Source organism: Altererythrobacter sp. Z27 (assembly GCF_052683155.1).
In genome coordinates this window covers 1,086,059-1,107,903 of the sequence record NZ_JBQYMC010000001.1, presented here as the reverse complement: position 1 = coordinate 1,107,903, position 21,845 = coordinate 1,086,059, and the positions used below count along the sequence as shown (strand labels likewise).

The 21,845-nt window shown below is 63.1% G+C and carries 22 protein-coding genes; 9 read left to right on the top strand and 13 right to left on the bottom strand.

Features of this window, described 5'->3' with window-relative positions; all coding sequences use genetic code 11:
- The 3 genes from recO to ACUJ47_RS05425 are packed head-to-tail and all read left to right on the top strand — an operon-like array spanning position 1 to position 2,777.
- Positions 1 to 603, top strand: a complete 603-nt coding sequence (gene recO / locus ACUJ47_RS05435) for a DNA repair protein RecO (RefSeq protein ID WP_354144357.1) — start codon at positions 1 to 3, stop codon at positions 601 to 603.
- Between the two features lie 10 nt (positions 604 to 613).
- Positions 614 to 1,672, top strand: coding sequence for a 3-isopropylmalate dehydrogenase (gene leuB, locus ACUJ47_RS05430; protein ID WP_445537408.1), 1,059 nt, complete (start codon positions 614 to 616; stop codon positions 1,670 to 1,672).
- Position 1,673: 1 nt separating this feature from the next.
- Positions 1,674 to 2,777 (top strand): glycosyltransferase family 2 protein, encoded by a 1,104-nt coding sequence (locus ACUJ47_RS05425; RefSeq protein WP_445537407.1) that lies wholly within the window; start codon positions 1,674 to 1,676, stop codon positions 2,775 to 2,777.
- Positions 2,778 to 2,784: 7 nt separating this feature from the next.
- On the opposite strand, the gene ACUJ47_RS05420 is transcribed toward ACUJ47_RS05425, so the two are convergent.
- Positions 2,785 to 4,059, bottom strand: coding sequence for a phospholipid carrier-dependent glycosyltransferase (locus ACUJ47_RS05420; RefSeq protein ID WP_445537406.1), 1,275 nt, complete (start codon positions 4,057 to 4,059; stop codon positions 2,785 to 2,787).
- A gap of 235 nt (positions 4,060 to 4,294) precedes the next feature.
- On the opposite strand from ACUJ47_RS05420, the gene ACUJ47_RS05415 reads away from it, so the two are divergent.
- Both ACUJ47_RS05415 and ACUJ47_RS05410 read left to right on the top strand, forming a co-directional pair.
- Positions 4,295 to 4,501, top strand: a complete 207-nt coding sequence (locus ACUJ47_RS05415) for a hypothetical protein (protein ID WP_445537405.1) — start codon at positions 4,295 to 4,297, stop codon at positions 4,499 to 4,501.
- A 92-nt stretch (positions 4,502 to 4,593) separates the two neighbouring features.
- Positions 4,594 to 5,799, top strand: a complete 1,206-nt coding sequence (locus ACUJ47_RS05410) for a trans-sulfuration enzyme family protein (RefSeq protein ID WP_445537404.1) — start codon at positions 4,594 to 4,596, stop codon at positions 5,797 to 5,799.
- Positions 5,800 to 5,832: 33 nt separating this feature from the next.
- Here the strand turns inward: ACUJ47_RS05410 and ACUJ47_RS05405 are convergent, their stop codons facing one another.
- The 3 genes from ACUJ47_RS05405 to ACUJ47_RS05395 are packed head-to-tail and all read right to left on the bottom strand — an operon-like array spanning position 5,833 to position 7,984.
- On the bottom strand, positions 5,833 to 6,237 hold the full coding sequence (locus ACUJ47_RS05405) for a TadE/TadG family type IV pilus assembly protein (RefSeq protein ID WP_445537403.1): 405 nt from the start codon (positions 6,235 to 6,237) through the stop codon (positions 5,833 to 5,835).
- Positions 6,234 to 6,719, bottom strand: a complete 486-nt coding sequence (locus tag ACUJ47_RS05400) for a TadE/TadG family type IV pilus assembly protein (protein WP_445537402.1) — start codon at positions 6,717 to 6,719, stop codon at positions 6,234 to 6,236. The genes ACUJ47_RS05405 and ACUJ47_RS05400 overlap by 4 nt, the downstream gene beginning before the upstream one ends.
- 5 nt (positions 6,720 to 6,724) lie before the next feature.
- Positions 6,725 to 7,984: a pilus assembly protein TadG-related protein gene (locus ACUJ47_RS05395; RefSeq protein WP_445537401.1), complete on the bottom strand. Its 1,260-nt coding sequence runs from the start codon at positions 7,982 to 7,984 to the stop codon at positions 6,725 to 6,727.
- A 174-nt stretch (positions 7,985 to 8,158) separates the two neighbouring features.
- On the opposite strand from ACUJ47_RS05395, the gene ACUJ47_RS05390 reads away from it, so the two are divergent.
- A complete protein-coding gene (locus ACUJ47_RS05390) occupies positions 8,159 to 8,764 on the top strand; it encodes a 2-hydroxychromene-2-carboxylate isomerase (protein ID WP_445537400.1) in 606 nt (201 codons plus the stop codon).
- A 79-nt stretch (positions 8,765 to 8,843) separates the two neighbouring features.
- Positions 8,844 to 10,850: an alpha/beta hydrolase family protein gene (locus ACUJ47_RS05385; RefSeq protein WP_445537399.1), complete on the top strand. Its 2,007-nt coding sequence runs from the start codon at positions 8,844 to 8,846 to the stop codon at positions 10,848 to 10,850.
- A gap of 76 nt (positions 10,851 to 10,926) precedes the next feature.
- Here ACUJ47_RS05385 and ACUJ47_RS05380 read toward each other — a convergent pair whose 3' ends face one another.
- Positions 10,927 to 12,720, bottom strand: a complete 1,794-nt coding sequence (locus tag ACUJ47_RS05380; protein ID WP_445537398.1) for a hypothetical protein — start codon at positions 12,718 to 12,720, stop codon at positions 10,927 to 10,929.
- A 174-nt stretch (positions 12,721 to 12,894) separates the two neighbouring features.
- Between ACUJ47_RS05380 and apaG the strand changes: the two genes are divergently transcribed.
- Positions 12,895 to 13,293 carry a Co2+/Mg2+ efflux protein ApaG gene (gene apaG / locus ACUJ47_RS05375; RefSeq protein ID WP_445537397.1) on the top strand — a complete coding sequence of 133 codons (399 nt, stop codon included), beginning with the start codon at positions 12,895 to 12,897 and terminating at the stop codon, positions 13,291 to 13,293.
- Between the two features lie 64 nt (positions 13,294 to 13,357).
- Positions 13,358 to 14,146: a LysR family transcriptional regulator gene (locus ACUJ47_RS05370; protein ID WP_445537396.1), complete on the top strand. Its 789-nt coding sequence runs from the start codon at positions 13,358 to 13,360 to the stop codon at positions 14,144 to 14,146.
- Positions 14,147 to 14,195: 49 nt separating this feature from the next.
- Here ACUJ47_RS05370 and ACUJ47_RS05365 read toward each other — a convergent pair whose 3' ends face one another.
- From ACUJ47_RS05365 to ACUJ47_RS05330, 8 genes are all read right to left on the bottom strand, one after another.
- Positions 14,196 to 15,095, bottom strand: coding sequence for a sterol desaturase family protein (locus tag ACUJ47_RS05365; protein WP_445537395.1), 900 nt, complete (start codon positions 15,093 to 15,095; stop codon positions 14,196 to 14,198).
- Between the two features lie 113 nt (positions 15,096 to 15,208).
- The gene (locus ACUJ47_RS05360; protein ID WP_445537394.1) at positions 15,209 to 16,252 is read right to left on the bottom strand and encodes a helix-turn-helix domain-containing protein; all 1,044 of its coding nucleotides are present in this window, start codon (positions 16,250 to 16,252) and stop codon (positions 15,209 to 15,211) included.
- Positions 16,253 to 16,309: 57 nt separating this feature from the next.
- Positions 16,310 to 17,119, bottom strand: coding sequence for a hypothetical protein (locus ACUJ47_RS05355; protein ID WP_445537393.1), 810 nt, complete (start codon positions 17,117 to 17,119; stop codon positions 16,310 to 16,312).
- A gap of 43 nt (positions 17,120 to 17,162) precedes the next feature.
- A complete protein-coding gene (locus tag ACUJ47_RS05350; RefSeq protein WP_445537392.1) occupies positions 17,163 to 17,603 on the bottom strand; it encodes an A24 family peptidase in 441 nt (146 codons plus the stop codon).
- Between the two features lie 45 nt (positions 17,604 to 17,648).
- Positions 17,649 to 18,467: a tetratricopeptide repeat protein gene (locus ACUJ47_RS05345; protein WP_445537391.1), complete on the bottom strand. Its 819-nt coding sequence runs from the start codon at positions 18,465 to 18,467 to the stop codon at positions 17,649 to 17,651.
- A gap of 11 nt (positions 18,468 to 18,478) precedes the next feature.
- Positions 18,479 to 19,441, bottom strand: a complete 963-nt coding sequence (locus ACUJ47_RS05340; RefSeq protein ID WP_445537390.1) for a type II secretion system F family protein — start codon at positions 19,439 to 19,441, stop codon at positions 18,479 to 18,481.
- Position 19,442: 1 nt separating this feature from the next.
- A complete protein-coding gene (locus tag ACUJ47_RS05335; protein ID WP_445537389.1) occupies positions 19,443 to 20,444 on the bottom strand; it encodes a type II secretion system F family protein in 1,002 nt (333 codons plus the stop codon).
- A 3-nt stretch (positions 20,445 to 20,447) separates the two neighbouring features.
- Positions 20,448 to 21,845, bottom strand: coding sequence for a CpaF family protein (locus ACUJ47_RS05330; protein WP_445537388.1), 1,398 nt, complete (start codon positions 21,843 to 21,845; stop codon positions 20,448 to 20,450).

The window sequence follows — 21,845 nt, the reverse complement described above, 5'->3', positions numbered from 1 at the left end:
ATGAACCTGCGCGCGCCCGCCATCCTTATCGCTTCGCGCCACCATGGCGAAACCGCTGCGATTGCGCGTCTGCTGACCGAGGAATTCGGCGTCGTTGCGGCCTATATCGCGGGCGGGCGCGGGCGGCAGCTGCGGCCGGTGATGATCCCCGGAAACCGCATCGAGGCCGAACTGCGCAGCAAGTCGGACAGCCAGCTACCCTTCGCCAAGCTAGAACTCACCGAAAGCCGTGGGCCGTGGCTGACCGAGCCGCTTCCGGCGGCAGCGATCGGCTGGGCCTGCGCGCTCACTGCCACCGCTCTGCCTGAACGCAACCCATATCCCTCGCTGTTCTCGGCACTCGATGCCTTGCTTTCCGCTGTGTGCCAGGCCCCTTCGGCGCGCGGCTGGCTGCCCGCGATGATCGCTTATGAGACTCTGCTCCTGCGCGAGCTCGGCTATGGCGGCGAACGGCCGGAGACGGGAGACGAACTCGCCGGGCTGTTAGCTGCGTTTGACCGGCTGGAAGGACCTCTTGCACGCTACCTGCTTGCCGACCGGCGCGGCGATGTTATGGCGGCCCGGCACCTGCTGCGCGAACGGCTCGCGCGGATGCTGACATGAAGGCGCCCCGATGAAGATTGCAGTCCTGCCCGGTGACGGGATCGGCCCCGAAGTGACGCAAGAGGCGCTGCGCGTGCTCGATGCGCTGCAATTGCCGGGGCTGACGCTGCTCGAAGGCGATGTCGGCGCGGCGGGATACCGCAAGCACGGCCACCCTCTTCCGCCCGAGACCCTGGCGATGGCGCGCGAAGCCGATGCGGTGCTGTTCGGCGCGGTGGGCGACCCCGCTTGCGACAATCTGGATCGGCACTTGCGCCCCGAACAGGCGGTGCTGGGGCTGCGCAAGGAATTGGACCTGTTTGCCAATTTGCGCCCGGCGAAGGGCTTCAACGGGCTTGAGGAACTGAGCGCGCTGCGCCCCGAGATCGCGCGCGAGATCGATTTGGTGATCGTGCGCGAGCTGACCGGTGACGTCTATTTTGGAGACAAGGCGCGCCATGTGCTGCCCGACGGGCGACGCGAGGGCTGGGACCGCATGGCCTATGCCGAGGACGAAGTGCGCCGGATCGCGCATGTCGCCTTCCGCACTGCGCAGACGCGCGGCAATCGCGTCACCAGTGTCGACAAGGCCAATGTGCTCGAAACCAGCCGCTTGTGGCGCGAAGTGGTTGAGGAAGTCGCTGCCGAATATCCTGATGTCGCGCTCGAGCACATGTATGTCGACAATGCCGCGATGCAGCTGGTGAAGGCGCCCGGCGCTTTCGACGTGGTGCTGACCGGCAATCTCTTCGGTGACATATTGTCGGACCAGGCGAGCATGTGTGTCGGCTCGATCGGGCTGCTCGCCAGCGCCTCGCTGGGCGAGCGGCAGACGGCATATGGAACATTCGGGCTGTACGAGCCGATCCATGGCAGCGCGCCCGATATTGCCGGGCAGGGCAAGGCCAATCCGATGGCGACGATCCTTTCGGCGGCGATGATGCTGCGCCACAGCTTCGGGCTCGAAGCCGAAGCGGCGCGGATCGAGAATGCAGTGGCCAGCGCACTGAAGGACGGTGTGCGCGGAGGGGATCTGGGCGGCACGCTCGGCTGCGCGGCGATCGGCGAGGCCGTCTGCGAGCGGCTTTGACGTGACGCGCGCGGGACAACTCGAACTCGCGATCATCCTGCCCACTCTGAACGAGCGGGGCAACCTGGCCCCGCTGATCGAACGCGTTTCCGCGGCGCTGGGCGCAACCGGTTGGGAAGTGCTCGTTGTCGATGACAATTCGGCCGACGGCACCGCCGACGAAGCGCGCGCGCTAGCGCGCGATGACCTGCGGGTCCGCGTGATCCAGCGGATCGGGCGCAAGGGGCTTGCCAGCGCCGCGATCGAGGGTTTTTGTGCGACCGCCGCACCCTATGTCGCGGTGATGGACGCCGACCACCAGCATGACCCCGCGCTTCTGCCGCAGATGCTGGCGTCGGTGCGTGCGGGCGAAGCCGACGTTGCGGTTGCTTCGCGATTCGCAGACGGTGCGAGCACTGCCAGCTGGGACAATCCCGAACGCGAACGGCTGTCCCACGCCGCCAACGCGTTGGCGCGCAAACTTACGGGCGTCGAACTGAGCGACCCGATGAGCGGCTATTTCCTGCTGTCGAGCGATCTGGCGCGTTCGCTCGTGCCGCACCTGTCGGGCATCGGCTTCAAGATATTGCTCGACCTGCTGGCGAGTTCGGATCGCCCGCTGCAGGTGCGCGAGTTCCCGCTACACTTTGCGGCGCGGCGCGAAGGCGAAAGCAAGCTCGACCGCGCCATCGCCTTCGATTTCCTCGCCGGGATGTATGACAAGGTGTTCGGCAAGGTGATTCCTACCCGCTTCGCGCTGTTCGGCACTGTGGGTGCGCTGGGCGTAGTGGTGCATATGGCCGTCCTGAGCCTATTGCTGTTCGCCTTCGGCAAGGGTTTTGCCGTCGGGCAGGCGCTCGCCGTGCTCAGCGCAATGAGCTTCAACTTCTTCCTCAACAACTGGCTGACCTATCGCGACCAGCGGCTGAAGGGCGGACCAGCCCTGTTCAAGGGGTGGATCGGCTTCTGCCTTACCTGTGCGGTGGGCGGGTTTGCCAATGTGGCGGTGGCGACATTGCTGCAGATGCAGGGGCTGGTGTGGTTCCTCGCGGCGCTGGCGGGAATTTTGGTCGGCTCGGTCTGGAACTACGCGCTATCGAGCCGCTTCGTCTGGGGCCGGTATTGATCCAGCTTCACCTCCACCCGGGGATCCACGCATAGTCGAGGAAGCTTTGCGGGCTTGCCAACCTTGCAGCGGTGAGGATCGGATAGAACCACGCGAATATGGCCAGGCTGCCCCCCAGCACCAGCATCGGAACGCGCCGGTTCCCTGCTTGCCACAGCGCGTCGAGCGCCAGCGCAAGCGCCCCGAGCAGGAAGAAATGCGGCACGAAATAATGGTAATAGAATTGCACCGATTTGTCGGCGACGAACCACAGGCCAAGGCTGGCGAGATAGCCCGCTACCATGCCGATCCGGGCCCAGTTTCTCTCTGAAATACCGCTGGCAAGGCACCAGAAAAGCGCGGGAATTCCGAGAAGCATGGTGAGAGGATTTCCAAGCAGGAGTACGCCGCGCTGGATGCCGTCGACGGCCTCATAATAATACCAGATCGCGCGCGCGTTGAGCACCCAGTCGGGCCAGTTCGACTGGTAGCTGTGCGGTGCGAGAACCTGGGTTTGCAGCGCCAGCATTTCGCGATGGAGCGCGAAAAAACCTCCGCTGGTGAGCGGGTTTTCCTGCATGAACATGGCAGGCCAGAAGCTGAGCGCATAGGTCGCCAGCGGTACCGCGCCGAGCCACAGTGCCGCTTCCAGCAGCGAAACGCCCGGCACCGGGATTCCGCGGCGGCTGGTGAACAGACGCCGCCTCCCAGCCGATAGCCGCGCGAGGAAGAAGGCGATGCCGGGTAGCATGGCAAGCGGGATCGCGTTCCATTTGGCGGCCATCGCAGCACCGAGGAACAGGCCGGTCGCGGCGAGCCGCATGCGGCCTTGTTCGGGTTTGCGCATCGCGGCAGTGAATTGCCACGCGGCGAGCGCAAGGAAGCAGGCCATGAAGATGTCGAGCATGGCGATCCTCGCCTGCACCAGCAGCATGAAGCCGCTCGCCAGCAGGATGCCGAAGGCCAGTGTCGCAAAACGCGACTGGCTGGCGTGCCACATGGCGCGCATGCTCGCGAACAGCGTCAGCACGCCTGCCAGCAAGGGGAATATGCGCCAGCCGAACGGCGCATCGCCGAACAAAGCAATCCCGGCCGCCAGGATCGTCTTGCCCAGCAGCGGGTGTTCGCGGTTGATGTATTCGCCGCCGGCCAGCATTTCGCGCGCAGCTGGGAGGTAGTGCACCTCGTCGAAATAGGGCATGGCGAGCGTCGTCAGCCGGATCGAGCAGAGCGCGGCGAAGGCCACGGCGACGAGTATGGTCAGGCCGAGCGGGTCGCGGGGCTGTGCAGGGGCCTGGTTCATCGATCCAGCGATTACCGACTTGCATTGGCGCCCGCAAGGCGAGGCTATGGCTCACACATTCTTATGTTTCGGCCTGTTCGTTATCGCCGTATCTGGATGTGTCGCAAATTGTACTAGTCCGTGCCTTCGCTATTCGTGGGCAAGGCGGCTCTGCTAAGAAACGTTGTGGCAGATGTTTGAATTGTCGATTGGAATCGGCGGGAAACTCCCGTCGGAAATCAAAAGGACGCGGTTTATGTTGAAGAAGATTGGTCTTGCTGCAAGCGCGGTCGCATTGATCGCTGCCCCGATTGCCCTGCAGGCGCAGGTTTCGGAGCGTGCTCCGGTTTCGGGCGAGCAGGAATTTGGTGGAGGGACGCTCCTGGGAGTTCTGGGCGCCATCGCCGGTATTACCCTGGGCATCATCCTGCTCGACGGCGATGACAAGCCGGTCAGCCCCTGAGCTGACAGTCGCAGAGACGAATTCGAAAGCGGGGCCTTTGTGCCCCGCTTTTTTATTGCGCGATGGCGGTTGCGGCGACTAACCCGCCAGTCATGAAGAAAACCACCGGCATGGATCGGGCCGTGACCCGCAAATGGCGCCCCGCCACCCGCGCAGTGCGTGGCGGCACCTGGCGCAGCGAACATGGCGAGACGAGCGAGGCGCTGTTCCTCAGCTCGGGCTATACTTACGACGATGCGCAGACAGTGGCAGACCGCTTTGCGGGCGAGGCGGAAGGGATGACCTATTCGCGCCTGCAGAACCCTACCGTCGCCATGCTGGAAGAACGCATTGCGCTGCTGGAAGGTGCAGAGGCCTGCCGCGCCCAGGCCAGCGGCATGGCGGCAATGACCGCAGCGCTATTGTGCCAGCTTTCCGTCGGCGACCATGTGGTCGGCGCGCGCGCCGCCTTCGGTTCGTGTCGCTGGCTACTCGACCACCTTTGCCCGCGCTTTGGCATTGAAGTGAGCGTGATCGACAGCACCGACAACGCCGCATGGGAAGCTGCGATCCGCCCCAACACCAAGGTCTTCTTCTTCGAAACGCCGGCCAACCCCACGCTTGACGTGGTCGATCTCGCTTTCGTGTGCGCCCTTGCGCGGGCGCATGGCATCGTCACGGTGGTCGACAATGCCTTCGCCACCAGCGCATTGCAGCGCCCGCTCGAATTCGGCGCGGACGTTGTGGCCTATTCCGCCACCAAGCTGATGGACGGGCAGGGCAGGGTTCTTGCCGGCGCCGTTTGCGGCAGCGCGGAATTCATCAACGAAGTGCTCCTGCCATTCCAGCGCAATACCGGGCCCAATATTTCGCCCTTCAATGCCTGGGTGGTGCACAAGGGGCTCGAAACGCTGAGTCTGCGGGCGCACAAGCAGAGCGAAAACGCGCTCGAACTCGGTCGCTTCATCGAGCCGCGCGTTCCGCGCATCCTCCATCCCGGCCTGTCGAGTCACCCCCGGCACGAACTGGCGCTCAAGCAAATGGATGCAACCGGCTCGATCTTCGCTTTCGATGTGGGCAGTCGTGCCAAGGCCTTTGCGATCCTCGACGCGCTGGAACTGGTCGATATCTCGAACAATATCGGCGATTCCCGCAGCCTGATGTGCCACCCGGCGTCAACCACCCATGCAGGGATGAGCGAAGAGGCGCGCGCGGAAATGGGCGTGACCGAGGGTCTGCTGCGGATCAATGTCGGCCTGGAAGATCCGCAGGATCTGATGGAAGACCTCGAGCAAGCGCTCAAATCGGTAGGGTTCTAGCCATTTCGACCGACAGCATCGGTCGAAGCGGGCTCAGACGCCAGCGGGAATATAGGCGACGCTGGTTTCCTGGATCGTGATCGGCGGAACCGGAATGAACGGGATGAACGGTTCTAGCCGATAGCGGATCGCGGCCGCAGCCCAGTCGATTCCGCCCGACGTGCCGCGCACGAAAACGACGGAGCTGATCTTGGACTGGTCGACCGCAGGCAGCGAATCCCGGATTTCGTCGGTCACTTGCGATTGTGTCGCACTGGGATAGACCTTGGCGTAGCGAATGCCTTCGCCCAGCGCATGGCGCAGCGTGCCCGACACCTGGAAATACTGCCCCAATTGCAGCGTACCGAGCATGATCGTGACCAGCACAGGCAATGCAAAGGCGAAGTCGACTGTCGACGAGGCGCTCGATGAGCGCAGGATGCGGCGCAAGAAGGTCATTGGATCCTCACTAGGCTATCCCCGGTGACAAGCACCGAACTGCTGAAACCGCGCACGCCGAATATTCCGGCCAGCGCCGCCCAATCGAAGCGGGTCGGCTGCGCCTGGCGGATCTCGACGCTTACAAAGCGTGCGGGCACCTGGCCGCTTGCGCAATTGCCGGTGAACACCGATTGGCGCGTGCCGTTGCATTCGAGGAAAATCTGCACGTTGACGCTTCCTGCAGGCACGCCTGCAGCCGCCCTCGCGACCGTGACCAGATAGGTGCCGTCGGCAGTGTTGGGGCGCTTTGCAAAGGCATAGTCGGTCGTGCGCTGGGCCGCGCGCTCATAGTCGATCTTGGTTGCGACCAGTCCGAAGGCCTCGATCATGCCCAGGCACAGAAACAGCACGAAGGGCAGCGAAAGCGCCAGCTCCATCGCGCCGAAGCCGCGGCTATCGCCGCGCAGCTTGCGGGCGATGCGGTTTATCTGGCCCGGCATAGCCATCACTCCACCACCCGGATAACGCGGGCCGTGCCGAGGTTTGCGTCGATCTCGTCATTGCAATTGTTGTCGATCCGGTTGGTCCCGCCGAAGCTCACTCGTTCGGTAACGATCAGCAGGCATTGCGCGTCCTGCGTGGCGCCACCATTATAGGTGAGGTTGCCGGTAGGCATGTAGATGATGCCTTCTAGATCGATATCCGCACCGCCATTGATAATATGCGCCGGCTCGTCGCCGATCGGGTCCTGGAAGAACAGGATGCCGGCCCAGGTCGCATTCTCTGCTGATGTTGGCGCACGCAAGTCCATGTAGGCGCTACCGTTGATGTTCAGCGTTGCGACATTGCTCGACGTATTGCCGGTCAGGATGATCGTCACGCCATGGCCGGTCACCCGCGCGGTCGAGTTCACCCTGAATTCGCCGCGATCCATGATGTAGACGCCCGGAGACATGGTGACGGTGCCTTGGAGCCTTGCACCGTTGCAATAGCGCCCAGGTGTCATGGTGACGTTCTCACTAGGGGTCACGCTGTAGCTGTTGAAGGTGCAGCCCGCTGGCGTCGTCGGCGTCGTCAGCCCGCGCGAGGCGAGCGGATCGTCCACCGGCAGACCATAGGACACGACCGCCGTCGTGCTCGGGATGTTGCCGACGCCATAGTCGATCCCGCCCACGCTCATAATCAGGTTGGTGTCGAGATAGCCGGTACCGCCGACGTCGACCGACACGCCCTCGGGCGAATTCGACGCGACGGGGCAGTCGAGATTGACGTCGGCATTACCGAACACGTCGATCCCGATGCCGTCGGTCGCGGTCGCGATCACGCATGGCTCACCCACCGCCATTGCGGTGGCGACAGCGCGGGTGCGGATCACGGGGGTGTTCTCCATGAAGATGCTGGAGAAGGGCAGCTTGCGGTTGACGCTGATCAGCACTTCCACCGCGCGCGGGTCGCCCGCATAGGCGCCCACTGCCGGCGGGGAGACGACACGTTCGAGCGTTACCGCATCGGGAAAGTTGCGATCGATCGTATTGCTGACCGGGTTGGTAATCGAATAGCCGCGATAATGGCTCATCGCCCCGGCGAGCGCGCCCGAGTCTGCCGCTTGCTGCAGCTGGCGCTTGGCCAGGAACCACTGGATCGTGTCCACGCCAAGCCCGGCCGCGCCCACAGTCGTGGCCGCGCCGATCGCGGTCACGATCAGGACGTTGCCGCGAAGGTCGCGGCGCAGCCTTGCGGCCAGCCTTCCGAGCATTTCAAGCATCGTGCCTGTCCCCTGACGGTTTTCGGTCCATGCCGCACATGCCCTTTGGGGGGCTAAGATTTGCCGACCAATCAGGGTTTATGCGAAATTAACCATGTTCGCGGATTTCGGCCGCTTGCCCTCGCGACCATGGTCATGCGAAGCTCCATCATCGCTGAAGGAGGCGCGTCCATCATGAACAAGCGTGTCGAACTGATCTTCGATTTCGTCAGCCCCAACGCCTATCTCGTGTGGTGGCCGCTGCGCGACCTGTTGCGCGAGCGGGATGCCGGGCTCGATGTCGTGCCCGTGTTCCTAGGCGGGATGCACAAGCTCACCGGCAATGCCCCGCCGATGATCCGCGACGCGGAGGTGAAGGGCAAGAACGCCTATGCCGCGCTTGAGATGCAGCGCTTCATCGCGAAGCACGGGCTGGACAGGTTCCGCATGAACTCGAAATTCCCGTTCAACTCGGTCGTGCTGCAACGCATGCTCTATGCGGCGGACCAGGACGGGCGCGGGGTTCAATTCGTCGAAGCGATGCTGCCGCCGATCTGGGAGCAGGATCTCGACGTGAGCGATCCCGAAGCGGTCGCCGCGGCGGTTACCGAAGCCGGCTTCGATGCGCGCGACCTGTTCGACCGGGCGCATAGCGATGAGGTGAAGCAGGGCCTTGTCGACAATACCCAGAAGGCGGTCGATCGCGGCACTTTCGGCATTCCCACCATGTTCGTGGGTGGTGAAATGTTCTTCGGCAAGGAGCGGCTGGCGCAGATCGAAGAAGAACTAAACAAAATTTGAACCTGTATATTTAAAGCGACTTGCCCTTGCAAAAGGCTGCTCTATTCCTTCCTGAATGGAATGAAATCGGGGCAGGTAAATGGGTCGCAATACGGTGTTCGGTTCCATGCTGTTCGCATGGGCTTGGTCGCTTCCTGTCGCAAATGGAGCAGCACTTGCGGCCAGTTCCGGTACGCCAGAGATCGCTGCATTCGCGGAGGCTACAGCCGAATCGGCTCCCGCAGCGGAGGATAGCGCACGCCCGGAATTGATCGCGACCGAGCATCTGGCCGCGAGGAGCAGTTTCTGGGACGCGGCACTCTCTCCCGATGGAACGAAGCTCGCCTTGCTCATGAAGGTCGGGGACCAGACGGCAATTCGCGCAGTCGAAATAGATACGAACCGCGTCGTGTCGACTGCGGCGGTTCCTGAAAAGAGCGAACTGCAATGGTATCGCTGGGCCGGGCCGGATCGTTTGCTGATCTCGATCTCGACAATGGGAAAGTTCTTCGGGGCCGATGTTCCGTATACGCGGCTGCTGTTGATGTTTCCCGAGACGAAGACCAGCGAGATCCTGTTCCCCAAGAACAAGGCGGTTGAGGGGGATGACGTCATCTTTGTCGCTGAAGACGGCTCATATGCTCTCGTGGCGGTCCAGAAGACGATTTACGACTATCCTTCGGTTTATCGCTACGAATTGGAATCCAAAGGTTCCGTCATCGAGGTGCAGAAGCCGATCGAGGGGGTTTGGAGCTGGCATGCCGATGATGCCGGTGTTGTCCGCATGGGAACCGGCTGGCGATCCAAGCGATTGCGCATTCATTACAGGCCGGACGGCAACTCGAAGTTCAAGCTGATCGGCAAGATCAAGCAAGACGAGACAGACCGGTTCTGGGATGTTGCCCAGATCGTAAGCGGATCCGATACAGGCTACGTGCTAGACGAAGCCGAAAGCGGGCGCGTGGGCCTGCGGCGCTTCAACTATGCGACCCGAGAGGTCGTAGAGACTGTTTACGAACATCCCGAATGGGACATCGAAGACGTCCTCTTGCGCGATGGCGAGCCGCTTGCCGCGCTCTACACCGATGATCGCGATCAGGTCGTTTGGTTCGATGAAGAGTACGACAAGCTCTATCGCCAACTGCGCCAGGCATTGGGGCAGGAGAGCGTGTGGGTTACGTCGCGCTCGAAGAATGGCGAGCGAATGCTGGTTTGGGCCGGCAGCGAAGCCGACCCCGGCGTGCTCTATGTCTATACGCCTGCGACGAAGAGGCTCGACCAGCTTGCCGAATACCGTCCGAAGATCGACTTCCGGCTTCTGGCGCGACCGAAGCCTGTCAATTACACCGCGCGCGACGGTACGCGCATCGCGGCCTATCTCACGCTTCCGGTCGGCCGTGATCCCAAATCACTGCCACTTGTCATCCTTCCGCATGGCGGGCCCTACGGCGTGCGCGACAAGCTTAGATATGACGACGAGGTCCAGTTCCTCGCAAACCGCGGCTATGCAGTGCTCCAGCCCAACTACCGCGGTTCGGGAGGCTATGGCGATGCCTTCTTCGAACTCGGGACCGGCCAGATCGGGCGCGCGATGCAGGACGATCTCGACGATGCCATGGACTGGGCCGTCGCAGAGGGAATTGCCGATCCGAGCCGCGTCTGTGTCGTAGGTGGATCATATGGCGGCTACGCGGCGCTCTGGGCCGTGATCCGCAATCCCGAGCGCTATCGCTGTGCGGCAAGTTGGGCGGGGGTAACGGACTGGGACCTGATGCTCAAATATGACCGGCGTTTCTTCACGCGCGAAAGCAGCAAGAAATGGCGTGCCCGTGTTGAAGGCGACGAGACATTCGATCTCGATCTGGTTTCCCCCTACCGCCAGGCGGCCGCGCTCTCCCGGCCTGTTCTGCTGGCGCATGGCAAGGACGATAGCCGCGTGCCCTTCAGCCAGTTCCAGAAATTCGAAAAGGCTGCGCAGGGGACCGGAGTGCCCCTGACCACGCTCGTGATCGAGGATGAAGGCCATTCCTTCAGCAAGCCCGAGAACGAGCAGAAATGGTACGACGCGCTCGAGGCCTTCCTGGCCGAGCATAACCCGGCCGAATGAGGAGTGGCTGGCGACCGGATGTTCTTCGGCAAGGAGCGGCTGGCGCAGATCGAAGAAGAACTGGCGCGCTGAAAGGCTAGAGCCGGTCCATCCTCAGCCAGTCGCGCTCGCCTGCCCAGGCCTTGGCCAGCGCCGCTTCCGCCGCCTTGGCCTCAAGCCTGTTGCCAAGCTTGCGTTCGGCTTGCGCCAGCCCATAGAGCGCCCAGCCATTATTGGGCGCTTTGAACAGCGCTTCGCGGAAGGCGGCCGAAGCCTCGCGATACTGGCCCGCTTCATAGAGCGATGCGCCCAACGATTGCGCGATCGGGTAATACCAATAAGGCGGCTCGTTATAGGGGATTGTCTTCTCGATTTCCTGCGCGAGCCGGTATTGCTTGATCGCTTCGCCGAAATTGCGGTCCGCATGCGCCTTGCGCCCCTTGGCGACATGGATCGCCAATTGCACGATATCGGGGGCGGGGAAGCCTGCATCGACCATCGCCGTGACCTGCGGGTCCGACTTGAGCCGCTCCATCGCCGCGATTTCGGCTGCATAGCCTTCCGCATTCCCGCTGCGCGCATCGGCGACGGCCCGCGCGTAATGCCGCATGGCTTCGACATAACCCAGCTTGCTCGGCGTGCTCGTCAGCGCGAGAACCGCTTCAGGCGAGGAATATTGGGTCATCGCGAACAGCGGTGCAGCATGGATCGCCTGGACCCACGGCAACTGGCGCGCGATGTCGACGTCGAGGATGCGCTTGAGCCGTTCGGTCTCGTGGACGACCCGGTGCATGTCCCCCACCATCTGTGCGGAAGTGAGCAGGAAATGGACGTTGTGCGGGTAATATCCGTAGCGATAGAGCCCGTCGTCGCCTGCGACCGAAAGATAGGCTTCGTCTGCGCGCGCGGCCTTGATGTTGGCGTCAACCGAATCGAGATAGCGCCCGATACGGTAGAAGATGTGCCCGGGCATGTGGACCAGATGGCCCAGCGCGGGCGGCGCATTGGCGACGAGGCGATCTGCGGCGGCTTCCGCCAGTTTGGGATCGGGGCTGTTCTCCATCAGATGGATGTAGAGGTGCGATGCCTGCGGGTGTTTGGGATTATCGGCCATGACCCGTTCGATCAGCGCGATGGCGGGGCCGATCTGGGCGCGGGGCTGGCTGCTTCCGGGCACCCAATAGTCCCACGGAGTGGTATTCATTGCGGATTCGGCTGCCAGCACGGCGATGTCGTTGCTCTGCGGGAAGCGCTCCGCCACTTTCATCATCATCGCCGAGTAATTGCGCTCAAGCGCCGCGCGGTCGGCGGCGAGGTCATCAGGGAAACGCGCCAATTGCGCTGCGATCAGCGCCTTTTCCATGTCGCTGGCATTGGCCGAAAGCCGTTCAGCCTGCTTTGCCGCGAAGATCGCCATGCGATTCTGTTCTTCGCTCATGCCCGCATTGATGTTGAGGCCATTGGCATAGGCCTCGCCCCACCAGCACATGGCGCATTCGGGTTCGAAGGCGCGTGCCTTGCGGAAGGATCGAACTGCGGCGGCATGGTTGAAGCCGTAGAGCAGGGCGACGCCCTGGTCGAAATAGGCGCGCCCTTCGCCGCCAATGCCGGTGGCGGTTATGTCTGACGTCGGAATCGAGGAATAGAGCGGGAGCGAACGTGCACCCGCCTGCACCGAGAGCGGCAGCGACATGCCGGCGGCCAGTTGCAGCCGCTGGTCGAGCGCCTGCCCGCGCGCGTCGATGCCCCTGCATCCCTTGCGCCCGGGCAATGTCGGATCGAGCGCCGCCAGGCGGGTCGCTTCGGCCGAATCCGATTCGCTCTGAAACGTGAAATTACCGATTCCGGTGCTGGTCAGCAGGGCAGCCAGCAAGCCAATGACCTTGAACATTTTTGACCTCCCGTCAGTGTTCCGCGAGGCGACCCGGCATTGTTCCAGCTTTTCTGAATGCCTTAGCTTAGCACTATTGCGTGGTAACCCCAAGCGCAGTGGGTATGCGAAGGAGGTGGATTACCGCGTCAGGCATCTTGCCGCGCGCGATCCAATCGCTAACTTCAAGGCGTCATGAAAGAGTTGTTCCAACACGCTGCAACCACCGAAGGGGTTACCGTGCGGGTCGCGGTCAACTTCCTGCCCGAACAATCGCAGCCCGATGCGGGCAAGTGGTTCTGGGTGTACCATATCCGTATCGAGAACGGCAGCCACGAGACGCTGCAGCTCCGCACACGGCATTGGCGGATCACCGACGGGCGCGGCATGGTCAACCATGTCGATGGCGAAGGCGTGGTGGGCGAGCAGCCCGTTTTGCGGCCCGGTGAAAGCCATGATTATGTCTCGGGATGCCCGCTGGCGACGCCGCATGGCTCGATGGAAGGCTTCTACACCTTCGTGCGGGATGAAGGTGGGCCGCTGGAAGTGCGCATTCCCTTCTTCCCTCTCGCGGCGCCCGCCACGGCAGACTAATTCTTTTTGCTTTTGCGCTTCGCTACTTGAGCGCGGGGGCCTGTGCGCCTAATTCCCATGTTCCATGAAGCGGACCCACCTGCCTCTCAACGCCTTGCGCGTCTATGACGCCGCCGCGCGGCACCTTTCGTTCACGCGCGCCGCGGACGAGCTGGCGGTGACGCCGGCGGCGGTCGGGCAGCAGATCCGTGCACTTGAGGATCACCTTGGCGTGGTGCTGTTCCGCCGCACCAGCAAGGGGCTCGAACTGACCGAGGAAGGCTGCGCGGGGCTCGATGCATTGCGCGAAGGCTTCCTCAAGTTCGAGGAAAGCGTGCAGGCGATGCAGGCCGGGCAGGCTTCGGACCGCTACACCATCGCGGTGCCGCGCGAATTCTACGCGCAATGGCTGGGCGCGCGGCTGGCGAGCTTCAAGGCGGCCAATCCCGATATCCAGTACCACATCGTGGCTGACGAGAACGCCGACTTCACCGAAGCGAACCTCGACCTTGCAGTGCGGCTGATCGACGGGCCGGGCGAACTTGAGGGCGTTGAACTGGCGGCTGCGCAGCGCGTGGTCGTGGCCGCGCCCGGCGGGCAGGACAGCTGGATCAGCTGGCCCGGATCGAGCCTGCCCGACAATGCCAAGTCCTGCGTGACGACGGGCAATCCGGGGCAAGCGCTGAGCTCTGCCATCGCGGGGCTGGGCAAGGCTGAACTGCCATTGCCACTGGTCGAAGAAGCGATTGCGGCAGGCAGGCTCGAAATTCTCGAGGGCCCCGATGAATCGCGCCGAGGCTATTGGCTGGTCGCGCCCTTGCCGCAGTGGCGCCAGAAAAAGGTGAAAGCGCTCGTCGCGCATCTGACCGCATAACTGCAAGGGGCTTGCTCGCGCGCGAATGGCACGAACAAGCCCGATAGCGTCAAACCCCGATCGCGCCCATCGATGCCGCCCCGGCAGAGAGCGTCATCGCGCTGGCGAATAGCGCCATCACCGCCACGCTCAGCTTTTCGGCGAGGCGAGGGGACATCACCAGCGGCTTGGCCACCGCCCGGAAGCGTTCCTTGTACTGCGGGTGTTCGGTGCCCATCCAGCGGTCCCACCAAGTGAAATAGAGCCCGAAATTGTGGTTGCCTTCGCTGTGGTGCAGGTCGTGATGCGTGGTGGTGGTGAGCCAGTCCAGCCATTTGCGGTCGACCCAGCCCGCCGGGTGCAGCTCGACCCCTGAATGGCCAATCACATTGCGAAGGATCATCCACGCGAGGAAGATGAAGATCGCAAAGTCGATATAGGCGATCCCGACCAGTGAGAGCAGGAACAGGTAGAGCGGGATAAAGGTGCTCTCGGTAATCCCTTCCCAGATTGAAAAGCTGTAGGCCGCCCACGGAGTGGGGGTGCGCGATTTGTGGTGATGCAAATGCGTGGCGCGGAACAGCCGCCGGTGGTGCAGCGCGCGGTGCATCCAGTAGAAATAGGCGTCATGCGCCAACGTGATCGCGACCAGCTGGACGAGGAAGAGCCCCACGCCATAGGGCCCCTGGTGCATCTTTACGATCCCGCCTTCGATCATCAGCAGGGTCGAAAGGCCGGTGATTGCGAAGAAGAACACCGTGCGGAAGGAAGAGGCGATTTCGCGGATGTAATCTTCGCGTTTCGCCCGGCGGCGCTGGATGCGGCGTGCGTCGCTCCAGCTCTTGGCCAGCCAAAGCAGCAGTGTCAGGAGGCTGGCGGCGATCAAATAGCGGCCGAGATCGAAGGTATAGACGTTGATGAAGTGCGTCTCGATCCGGTCGACCCAGTATTGGATAGTGGCATTGTCCATGTGTCGTCACTCGTATTGAGAGGAATGTCCCGGACACGAGATGGCGAAGGGCCGCGCGGAATGCTCCGCGCTTCCGGAAAATACCGGTCGTTTTCGGAATTGCCCGCGTTTTTTCAGTTTTGACCGGTCGTGCCGCCCAGCCGCTCACGCCGGTAATCGGTTGGAGTCGTTCCGGTTTCCGTGCGGAAGGCGCGGTTGAAGGTCGCCAGCGAATTGTAGCCGAGGTCCATCGCAATCGTCAGCACCGGCAGGTCGACGCGGTCGCGATCCGCCAGGATTGCGCAGGCTTCGCCGATCCGGTGGCGATTGAGGAAAGCCGAAAAATTGCGATGCCCCAGCCGCTGGTTGACCAGGGCACGAAGGCGATGTTCGGGCACGCCGAGATGTTCGGCCAATCCGGTGATCGTAAGGCCCGGCGTGCGATAATAGCCCGCATCCATGCTTTCGCGCAGCTTGTCGTGCAGGACCTGTTCGCTGGGAGACAGCGCGGCGCGGTCCGTGGTGTGGCTGCGGCCGGTCTCGGTCTCGACCAGCAGGTCGGGGTCGGTGCGCAACAGCGCCAGGCCTGCGAACAGCACGATCGCCAATATCAGCGACGCATTGACCAATTGCACCGGCGGCGGTGCCGCCGAAGTGCCCGCCACGACTTCGTAAAGCAGGATGCCGCCCGATTGCGCCGCGACGAGGATCGGCAGCCAGAGGCGAATGGGGCGGCGGCGCTCGACGAGGTCGTCATCGCGGCCAGCCAGCGCGACACGGAACAGGTCTGCCACCAGCGCCAGGCCGATGGCGTGGATCAGGTAGAAACCGGCAGGGTGGGTGCCGGGTAGGTAATGGCCGGAAAGCCAGCCAGCGATGAGGGCGGCGGCGAGCGTCCATATGAGCAACGGAGGAGGTTCGCGCTCGAACAAATGTCTCGCGAACAACCATATCCAGAACGGCGCAAAGACCGAGCCGAGGTCGATCAGCGGCCTGAGGGCAGGCGAAGGGCGCAATCCCTCCGCCGAATTGAAGAGATAGGCGACCGCGCCCAGCAGCAGGCCTGCGAGCGCGATCTTTATCGGGCGACGCACCTCGCCGGCGAGCAGCAACACCAGCAGGAGCAGCGTGGCGCCGACTGCGACCAGCCGCACCGATGTGTCGAGCGTTTCGATCATTCGTGCGCCAGCATAGGCTGGTGAAAGGGCAGCGTCACTGCTTGCCGTCGATGCGGATCACGAGTTGGTAGAAAGCGAAACCCGGTCGGTCACGGGATCGTATTCGACCGCGATGCCCGCGCCGCGCAACTCGTGGAAGGGGATGAAGCCGGTGCGGGTGGCGATTGCGCCGGAGATGCGGCGGGGCAGGTTGTCGACCTGCGGGCCCAGCGCATCGGCCACCGAAGCGGTGGCGATCAGGATTTGCGCACCTTCCTCGATCCGGATCGTGGCGCTGCCGCGGCTCTTGCCGTCGACCAGCAGCTGCTTGGTGACTGTCAGGCTGCCGTCTTCGGAATTGAACGTCGCTTTGTAACCGGGTGTTTCGCTTGCGGCGGAGGGCTGGCTCGGGTTGAGCTTGGCCAAATCGTAATCGACGGACAGCAACTCGCTGCTTCCGAGCTTCTGCGTTGCGGGTGCTTGCAGCGTGGCGGCGCCGTTTCCGCTGCGCCCGGCTGGAGCCGGATCGAGGAAAGCCGAGAAGGCAGCAGCGAAACCGGTGCGAAGCGAAGAGGCGCTGGACTTCACGGTACCCGCGCTGCGAGCGGAAATGTCCTTGCTGGCTTCTGCAATCGATTCGTGTCGGCCGACGACTGCAATCAACTCTTCCATGGTAACGGGATGCGTATCTGGCAGGTCCAGCCGCAGCGGGTAGCCCGCCAGCGGCGTGGCATTGGGTTGTCCGGCGACCAGCGTCCGCGAGCCTGCCGGCGGCGGGGGCCAGGCCAGCGTCATCGCCCAGGCCATCGCCACAACTGCGAGCAGCGCGAGGCGCGGCGCGCGCTCGACCAGCCGGTCTGCCCATGCGTCTGGGAAGTTGAGGGACATTGCCGAACTCATGCCGCCGTTATGCCTGTACGGCAGGGCGCTGTCACGCGTTGCCGACGACCTGCCATCCGACCAGCATCGCACCGGCGGCGATTGCCACACCATAGGGAAACTTGGCTTGAAGGCTCTCGGGCGAGGGTTTCTCGCGCCTGAGTACCCTCCTCAGGCCGAACCAGGCGATGACCGCGGCTCCGCCCGAAAGCGCGACCCATAGCAGCAAGTCGAGACCGGCGGAGATTGGAAAATAGGCCGCCGCACCGGCGTAGAATTTCGCGTCGCCGCCGCCGATCACGCCGACCGCGAACAGCGCCATGCCGACCAGCAGCGCAATCGCCGCATGCGCGCCATGCCAGCCCAGCGCCGACAGTCCGCCGAGAGCGAAGCCGTGCGCGAGGCCGAACAGCAGCAGGGCAAGCGAAAGCCAATTGGCAAGGCGACGTTCACGGATGTCCGTGATGGCGCCAATCACGAGCAGCAGGCTCAAGCCTGCAGGCCAGAGCAGGCCTGTATCCAAGGCTGTGTCCAAGGCTTAGTCGTCGCGCTTGAGCGCCACGCGAACCGGATAGCTCGCCGCACGCGGACGGCTCGCCCAGCGCCCGCCGCCGCGCGAGACAACGATGCGCACCGGCCCCTTGGGCTTCTCTGCTTGGGGTTGCGACTGGTTGGCCCGGCCGACCAGAGTGATGCGGCTTTGCGCGGTGCCTCCGCGTGCTGCGACGGCCTGAACGGGCGCCTCGGCGGCAGGAACGGGCTGTGCGGTCGCAGCAGCGGTAGCTATGTGCAGTTCGCGGGGGCTGGTGCGGGTCACTTCCGCATGCGGTTGCATGACTGTCACTGCGCTGTTGGCCGCGACGTTGGCATCTGCGGGCACTCCGGTGAGGCCCTGGGCCGCCGCTGCCTGCTCGGCCTGCGCCAGCACCGCTTCGGCCTCGCGTTCGCGCATGGCGAGCGCGGCGGGCGAATTGCCGAGCGGCGATTCATAGAAGCGCGCCAGATTGGCGGCATATTTGGGGTTGCCCGTGTCGAGCTCGACCGCGGTACGGAAATAGCGCTCGGCCAGGTCGGCGCGGCCAAGCCGGGCGTAGGCGATGCCGAGGCCGTTGAAAGCATCGGCTGCATATTCCTCGTTCAGAGCGGCCAGCCGGAACTGCTGGATGGCGACCGTGGTATTGCCCTGCCTGAGCGCCAACTGGCCCTTCTCGAGCTCGTCGCCGCCGAAGATCTCGGCGCGGCGTTCGGTCTGCGCCGAATCCTTTGGCCCGAAGCCGAGCGAGCTGATGAAGCTCTGGCAGCCACCCAGCGCCAGCGCGGCGGCGATGCAGCTTGCGGTGCGGATTGTGTGCTTCATGGTCTAACCCCCTACAAAGCCGGAAGAAGTTCGCGGATGATTGAAACGACAGCCGGAAGAATGATCACGCCGATCATCGTCGGCAGCATGAACGCCACCAGCGGGATCGAGAGGAGCACTGGCAGGCGGTGCGCTTTCTCCTCGGCCCGCAACCGGCGCGATTCACGCATTTCTGCGGAATAGACGCGCAAGGTGGTCGAAAGGCTGGTGCCCAGCTTGTCTGACTGGATCAGCAAGGTCGCGAATGAGCGGATCTCATCCACGCTGGCATTCTCGCCGAGCTTTCGAAGCGAGTCCTCGCGGCTGGCGCCAGCGCGCATCAGCAGCGTGGTTTCGCTGAGCATTTGCGAGATGAGCGGGTGGGTATTGGCCATTTCGCGCCCGACACGGTCGAGCGTCGCTTCGAGCCCGAGCCCTGCTTCGATGCAGACCAGCATCAAGTCTAGGCAGTCAGGGAAGCCGTTGAGAATTTCCTTGCGTCGGCCTTCCGCCTTTGCGCGGATAAAGATGTTCGGCAGGTAAATCCCCAGAGCTGCAAGGGTCATCGCGCCAAGGTAAAGCGTGAGCAATGAGGGGGGCTCTGCCTTGAGCAGCGACAATCCCACGAAAAGCCCCGGAAGCACGAACAGCATGATCAATCGCACCAGCGTGTAGATGCGCGGTGCCGAAGGCGAGATGAAGCCCGCCGCTCGCAGCTGCTTGGTGATTTCGGTTTCGGCCGTATCACTCAAATTGAGGCCAGCGCTCTCAACCCTATTGACGATACGCGCCCAGGCACCTTCGGTACGCTGGCGGGTGAGCGTTTCGCTCGAGGTCGCTCCACCTTCGCCGCCGAGCGCGGCAAGTTCGCGTGAAACACGCATCCGCCGCGAGGTCGCGCTGGAGATAAACAGGACCACGGCGGCAACAATGCCGAAGATCACGAGCAGGATCAGCGCCCGCAAAATCCAGTTGTTGGTGGCAAATTCGATCATCTCACACCTTCAGGTCCACAAGCCGCCGGATGATCATGACCCCGGTTATGTACATCGCGATCAGGATGATGAAGCCGTAGATGAAGATCGGGTCTTCAGCACTGTCGAGATAGAATTCCGGAGCCATCAGGAAGATCGTCACGAACGCAAAGACCGGCAATACGGTCAGCATCCAGGCCGTCATCCGGCCTTCGGAACTCAGCGCGCGCACTTTCAGGTACATCTGGTGGCGCTCGCGAATGACCCTTGAGATATTGTCGAGGATCTCGGCCAGATTGCCGCCGGTCTGGCTCTGCACCGAAAGCGAGACGACGAACATCTTCATGTCGTCGAGGTCCCAGCGCTCGGCCATATGCTCAAGCGCGCCGATCAAGTCAGCGCCATAGGCCACTTCGTCGCTGATCAGGCCGAACTCGCTTCCGATCGGGTCGTCCATTTCCTGCGTCAGGAGGTCGATCGCCGACGCAATCGGGTGGCCGGAACGCAGCGCGCGGACAAAAATGTCGAGCGCGATCGGGAACTGGTGCTCCATCTTCTTGCGGCGCGATTCCGCAATCCGCGAAATTATCATTACCGGTATCGCGACAGCCAGCCCCAAGCTGAAAACGCCGCAGATCAGTACGGTTCCGACCGTTACGGGCGAACCGACCAGCGCAAGGCCGAACACAGCGATCAGGAAGACCCCGACGAGGCCCAGACCCATGAAAAGCAGGACCTGCCCCACGGTCAGCGAGATGCCCGACATGAACACGATCCGCTGCAGGCCCATCACCATGCCATCGAACATTTCTGGCAAGTTGGGGGCGCCGGTCGGCCGGTTCTTGATCAGTTGGCCAATGATATGCTCGCGATCCTGGCCCGCGCTGATCATCTGCAGGCGCTTGTTGATCGCGCCGCGGTGGCTGCGGCCGCGGGCGAAACTGCTCGCCGTCACCTGCGTGGCGATGAACACTGCCGCGAAGATCAGGAGCAGGATGGTGATGCGGATGATCTCGGCAGTCATGGGTCAGCCAATCTTCAGCTCGGGTCGGAACAGTTCGGCTGGCAGTTTGATACCCTGCGCCTCGGCTTCGATCAGGAATTTGGGCCGGATGCCGGTCGCTTCGAAATGGCCGATCACGTTCTGATTCTCGTCAACACCTTCCTTCTTGTAGCGGAAGATTTCCTGCATGGTGATCGTATCGCCTTCCATGCCGGTGATTTCCGACAGGCTGGTGACTTTGCGCTTGCCGTCGCTGAGGCGCGAGACCTGGATTACCACATTGATCGCCGAAGCGATCTGCGCGCGAGCTGCGCGCGGGGGCATGTCGATCCCGCTCATCCCGATCATCTGTTCGACGCGGCTCAGCGAATCGCGCGGGTTATTGGCGTGAACCGTCGTCATCGAGCCATCGTGGCCGGTGTTCATCGCCTGCAGCATGTCAAAGGCTTCACCGGCGCGGACTTCGCCCACGATGATGCGGTCGGGGCGCATGCGCAGCGCGTTCTTCACGAGGTCGCGCTGGCTCACTTCGCCGCGTCCTTCAATATTGGGCGGGCGGGTTTCGAGCCGCGCGACATGGGTCTGCTGCAGCTGGAGTTCGGCCGAGTCTTCGATCGTCACGATCCGCTCGCGCTCGTCGATGAAGGACGAAAGCGCGTTCAGCAGGGTCGTTTTGCCCGAGCCGGTACCGCCCGAGATCAGCACATTGCGGCGCGACTGAACGATAGCGCGGAGCACTTCGGCCATGGCCTGCGGCACTGAGCCGAGGTCGACCAGCTTCTGCATGCTGATCGGGACCTTGGCGAATTTGCGGATCGAAAGCAGCGAACCGTCAAGCGCCAGCGGCGAAATAATCGCGTTGACGCGGCTGCCGTCCTTCAGGCGTGCATCGACGAAGGGCGAGCTCTCGTCAATACGGCGGCCGACGCCGCTCACGATCTTCTGGATGATCCGCATCAGGTGCTTTTCGTCCTGGAAGCGGGTGCTGACGCGTTCCAGAACGCCGCCGCGTTCGACGAACACCGTCTCGAAGCCGTTGACGAGAATGTCGGTGATGCTCTCGTCCTTGAGGAGGGGCTCGAGCGGGCCGAGGCCGAGCAGCTCGTCCATGACCTCGTCGACGAGATTGGCACGCTCGTCGCGGTTGAGCGGCTGGTCGAAGGAAACCAGCAATTCGGGGATGATCTGCGCGATTTCCGACTTGATCTGTTCCTCGGGCAGCTTGTCGAGCATCGACAAATTGATGCGGTCGAGCAGGCCCTGGTGGATCGCCATGCGCATGCGCAGCCGCGCTTCCTGGCGCTCGGAGATCTGCGGGTGGAGCGAGACAGCCGCTGCATCAGCGGCATGGCCGGCAGCAGCCGGTGCCTCGAAATGCATCTCTTCGTGGCCTTCTTCGCCCGCCCGCTTGATCTTCCACAT

Bases quoted from the DNA above. Each gene is read 5' to 3' on its own strand.
- recO (WP_354144357.1), top strand. From the start codon at position 1: ATGAACCTGCGCGCGCCCGCCATCCTTATCGCTTCGCGCCACCATGGC.
- leuB (WP_445537408.1), top strand. From the start codon at position 614: ATGAAGATTGCAGTCCTGCCCGGTGACGGGATCGGCCCCGAAGTGACG.
- ACUJ47_RS05420 (WP_445537406.1), bottom strand. From the start codon at position 4,059: ATGAACCAGGCCCCTGCACAGCCCCGCGACCCGCTCGGCCTGACCATA.
- ACUJ47_RS05415 (WP_445537405.1), top strand. From the start codon at position 4,295: ATGTTGAAGAAGATTGGTCTTGCTGCAAGCGCGGTCGCATTGATCGCT.
- ACUJ47_RS05410 (WP_445537404.1), top strand. From the start codon at position 4,594: ATGAAGAAAACCACCGGCATGGATCGGGCCGTGACCCGCAAATGGCGC.
- ACUJ47_RS05405 (WP_445537403.1), bottom strand. From the start codon at position 6,237: ATGACCTTCTTGCGCCGCATCCTGCGCTCATCGAGCGCCTCGTCGACA.
- ACUJ47_RS05400 (WP_445537402.1), bottom strand. From the start codon at position 6,719: ATGCCGGGCCAGATAAACCGCATCGCCCGCAAGCTGCGCGGCGATAGC.
- ACUJ47_RS05395 (WP_445537401.1), bottom strand. From the start codon at position 7,984: ATGCTTGAAATGCTCGGAAGGCTGGCCGCAAGGCTGCGCCGCGACCTT.
- ACUJ47_RS05390 (WP_445537400.1), top strand. From the start codon at position 8,159: ATGAACAAGCGTGTCGAACTGATCTTCGATTTCGTCAGCCCCAACGCC.
- ACUJ47_RS05385 (WP_445537399.1), top strand. From the start codon at position 8,844: ATGGGTCGCAATACGGTGTTCGGTTCCATGCTGTTCGCATGGGCTTGG.
- ACUJ47_RS05380 (WP_445537398.1), bottom strand. From the start codon at position 12,720: ATGTTCAAGGTCATTGGCTTGCTGGCTGCCCTGCTGACCAGCACCGGA.
- apaG (WP_445537397.1), top strand. From the start codon at position 12,895: ATGAAAGAGTTGTTCCAACACGCTGCAACCACCGAAGGGGTTACCGTG.
- ACUJ47_RS05370 (WP_445537396.1), top strand. From the start codon at position 13,358: ATGAAGCGGACCCACCTGCCTCTCAACGCCTTGCGCGTCTATGACGCC.
- ACUJ47_RS05365 (WP_445537395.1), bottom strand. From the start codon at position 15,095: ATGGACAATGCCACTATCCAATACTGGGTCGACCGGATCGAGACGCAC.
- ACUJ47_RS05360 (WP_445537394.1), bottom strand. From the start codon at position 16,252: ATGATCGAAACGCTCGACACATCGGTGCGGCTGGTCGCAGTCGGCGCC.
- ACUJ47_RS05355 (WP_445537393.1), bottom strand. From the start codon at position 17,119: ATGTCCCTCAACTTCCCAGACGCATGGGCAGACCGGCTGGTCGAGCGC.
- ACUJ47_RS05345 (WP_445537391.1), bottom strand. From the start codon at position 18,467: ATGAAGCACACAATCCGCACCGCAAGCTGCATCGCCGCCGCGCTGGCG.
- ACUJ47_RS05340 (WP_445537390.1), bottom strand. From the start codon at position 19,441: ATGATCGAATTTGCCACCAACAACTGGATTTTGCGGGCGCTGATCCTG.
- ACUJ47_RS05335 (WP_445537389.1), bottom strand. From the start codon at position 20,444: ATGACTGCCGAGATCATCCGCATCACCATCCTGCTCCTGATCTTCGCG.
- ACUJ47_RS05330 (WP_445537388.1), bottom strand. From the start codon at position 21,845: ATGTGGAAGATCAAGCGGGCGGGCGAAGAAGGCCACGAAGAGATGCAT.